This is a genomic window from Candidatus Cloacimonadota bacterium (assembly GCA_011372345.1).
Taxonomy (GTDB): Bacteria; Cloacimonadota; Cloacimonadia; order Cloacimonadales; family TCS61; genus DRTC01.
This window is the reverse complement of record DRTC01000419.1, coordinates 1-3326: the sequence shown is the minus strand read 5'-3', so window position 1 is coordinate 3326 and position 3326 is coordinate 1. Positions and strand designations below refer to the sequence as shown.

The window sequence follows — 3326 nt, the reverse complement described above, 5'->3', positions numbered from 1 at the left end:
GAACCGGTTTTAACCAGGAAACCGAGGGTGAACAGGATGAACATTGCGGGAGAATATTTAACCGACATCAACAGGGACATGAGAAGCGGATCTCCGGTTTCTTTAAATCCGAGAGCAAATCCGATCAAGATCAGGAAGGCACCGGCAGTTGAGAACAGGATATAATTCAAAGCGGCTTTTTGAGCGTTCTTCCCTCTGATGATCAACAAATAAGAACTGATGGTCATAATCTCCCACGCAAAGAAAAACTGCAAGGTAGTTTCCGCCACGAGTAATTTCCCGAGAGCAATGAACATCATCAATAGAAACGGGTAGAATCCTTTTCTCCGACCTTCGACATTCATTGTTCCAATAATGGAGATGATTCCGGCAAGAATAAAAATCATGGCAAAGATCAGGTAAATTCCCGATACTTGCGGGATCAGGAAATATAGGAAAGTTCCAAGAGTAGCGATGGAGATAATTCCTTTGAATTTTGCAGGAAGCCAGTCCAAAAGGAAAAGAACAGCAGCCGGAAGTAAGGGAAATAAGTAATAAAAATCCATGATCTTGGCATAGATCAGGCTGTAGAAAAGCAGGGAAAACAGGGACAGGATTATGGGCACAAATCGTATTATATCAGGAACATATTCATTCTTTTCGTTTTCATTTCCTTTGACAACAAAACCGAACCAGCGCAACAAATATACTGCTTCCAACATTGTTCCAAATAAGATTAGCCAGATCCAGATGCTCATATTATTGGAAGCGAGTTGCATGATCAATTCCCATTTTGCCCAGAATCCCGGGAAAGGCGGGAAACCGAGTAGAGCAAAGATAAAACCTCCGAAAATAAAAACCGGAACCGGTCTGGATGCAAGTATTGACCAGTCTTTGATCTTGTCTCGTTTAACTATTCCGGCGAGCCAGAAAAGTCCGGCTTTGGCAAAGAAATGACTGATGAATAAGCCGCCGACAATGATCACGAGCGAACTGGTTTCGGAATAGGAATCGCTGAAATTCCTGATCAGGACTAGAACAGCAGTCAGCAATCCCATCTGACCGATGGATGAATATCCTAATAATCGTTTGGCATTTGTCTGTTTTAATCCCATCAGGTTGGAGAAGATGAAGGTGATGATCCCTAATCCTGAAATCAATGATAAAAGTCGGGCATCGAATAAGGGAAGCAATTTATTGAGAACAAAGAAGATCGCTCCGGAATTGGCGGCTGCGATGATGGAAGCAATTCCCGGATCCGATGCCTGGTAAACATCCAAAGCCCAACCATTGGCAGGAAACGGTTTGAGTTCGATCAAAATAGCGGATAAGAGGATGAAGAGAGCGACAAAACCGATCTGTCCCGCGATCATACTTTTGGTTTGGATCATGATATCGATATTCAGCGTGCCGGTCAGGTGATAAATGTAGATCGTTCCAATCAGAAAGAGGGAAGAGGCGATTGCACCGGCAATGATGTATTTGAATCCTGCGGAAAGAGATCGGCTGTTCCTGTTCAATGCGATCAGGGAATAGGTGGCGATGGAAGTAATTTCCAAAAAGACAAAGATATTGAACATATCGCGGGTCATGATCAAACCGCTGATCCCCATGATGAGCATCAAATAGAGCATCATCGCATAAGTTCTGGTTTCCTTGAATCTTCTGATAAGATATAAACCGCCCAGTAATCCTATCAAATTGGAGAGAAAAACCAGAAAAGATTCTTCCAATCCGAAACGAAGGTTTATGGAAAATGGCGGGATGAATCCGGCGGTGAAAATATCGATCACATCTCCGCCATAGATGATGTGAACAAGCCAGGAACCGGAAATCGCTGTCATTCCAAATAATGATAAAAGGAAAACACCAAGCGTAAAATTCTTATTGATCCTGTTGAACAGGTCTAATAAAAAAGCCGAACTCAAAGCAATTACAAATATGTAGATAGGACTTATCATTTATTCTCCGTTATAGTCCATTTCAATCATCGTTCCCAATCAGGGATTGGGAACAATTAAATCTCGAAAACGTGAATGAGCAAATTCTCGGCGGAATATGGATTCACGAGCCGCGAAAGAATCATTTTTTTTCATAATAAGGATTTCCCAGTAAGAATCAACTTCAAATTTATTAAGATAAAGTTTTTCTAAATATGATTTCATTTCTAATGTTTCAAATCAATATAATCATCGATATTCAACGATTTCTTCTGCTTATACATTTGAACCGCATAAACGAGCATCAGGGCAGTAACTGCCAGACCGATCACGATCGCTGTCAGAACCAGGGCAGAAGGGATGGGATCGACGACTTTATCGACTGCTTCCGCTTTTGTGACCGCAGCATCGAGGATGGGAGCAGTTCTTCCTTTGATATATCCAATGGAAACGATCAATAAATGGATTCCCGTGTCTATGATGGAAAAACCGATGATCATTTTGATGATGTTTTTTTGCGTTAGCATTCCCCATAAACCGATGATGATGAGTATAAATCCCAGGATCGTTATCAGTGTCATTTACTGCTCCTTTTTTTTGTCGTTTGATTCCCACACCTGAAGGTATGGGTTATTGATTATTCCATAACATTTGCTTGTTCCCACGCTCCTGCGTGGGAACACATTTCTGCATCATTTCTACCGTAACATTTAACACAGGAGCGTCAGAATCTTCATTCCAACGCAGGAGCGTTGGAACGAGTAGGAAAGTTACTTTGTTTTTATGATTGCATCCAGGATATTTTCATTTTCGCTGGCTGCATCAGTCATTACTTCCGAGATTATCCCACCCATCGGTTTTGCCATTAATCTGGAGTTCATTCGGGAAATATAGGTTTTTCCATCAGGTTTTTCATAGATCGCAACCCGGCACGGCATCAAAGTGGAAACGATTCGTTCATCTCCTTCTTTCAATATTTTTCCGGCGTGATCAGGATGGCACAATTCAAATACTTTTACAGGATTGACCTCGATCCCGAACTTCTTCATAGATTTCTGCAGGTCGTGAACTGCAGGAAGTTTCCAATCATTTGCTTCGATCGATGCTTCCAATTGGGTGACAGTTTCCTCAAAACCAAATTTACTTTCATCTTCTAACAACATCATTCCGGGAGCCATATTATACATCGCTGCTCCGGTTATCACAATACCGATTATAAAACCGATTATCCCTACTAATATATATTTTTTCATGATTATTTTTCTCCTTTATTTTTTTGAAAATATGCTTACTTGTTCCTACGCTCCTGCGTGGGAACACATTCATTGAACACTCTGCGTTATTTCAAAAGTATTTGACGCAGGAGCGTCAGATTTTTCATTCCAACGCCGGAGCATTGGAATGAGT

3 protein-coding genes are annotated in these 3326 nt (G+C 41.3%); all 3 read right to left on the bottom strand.

Features of this window, described 5'->3' with window-relative positions; genetic code table 11:
• Positions 1-1940, bottom strand: a 1940-nt coding sequence (locus tag ENL20_08175; protein ID HHE38533.1) for a proton-conducting membrane transporter, incomplete at its 3' end; no start/stop codon positions are given.
• Between the two features lie 206 nt (positions 1941-2146).
• The gene (locus tag ENL20_08170) at positions 2147-2500 is read right to left on the bottom strand and encodes a cation:proton antiporter (GenBank protein HHE38532.1); all 354 of its coding nucleotides are present in this window, start codon (positions 2498-2500) and stop codon (positions 2147-2149) included.
• 189 nt (positions 2501-2689) lie between these two features.
• A complete protein-coding gene (locus ENL20_08165) occupies positions 2690-3085 on the bottom strand; it encodes a DUF302 domain-containing protein (GenBank protein ID HHE38531.1) in 396 nt (131 codons plus the stop codon).
• Positions 3086-3326: the final 241 nt, after the last annotated feature.

Excerpts from the sequence above, each read along its gene's own strand:
- ENL20_08170 (HHE38532.1), bottom strand. The coding sequence starts at position 2,500 with ATGACACTGATAACGATCCTGGGATTTATACTCATCATCATCGGTTTA.
- ENL20_08165 (HHE38531.1), bottom strand. The coding sequence starts at position 3,085 with ATGATGTTGTTAGAAGATGAAAGTAAATTTGGTTTTGAGGAAACTGTC.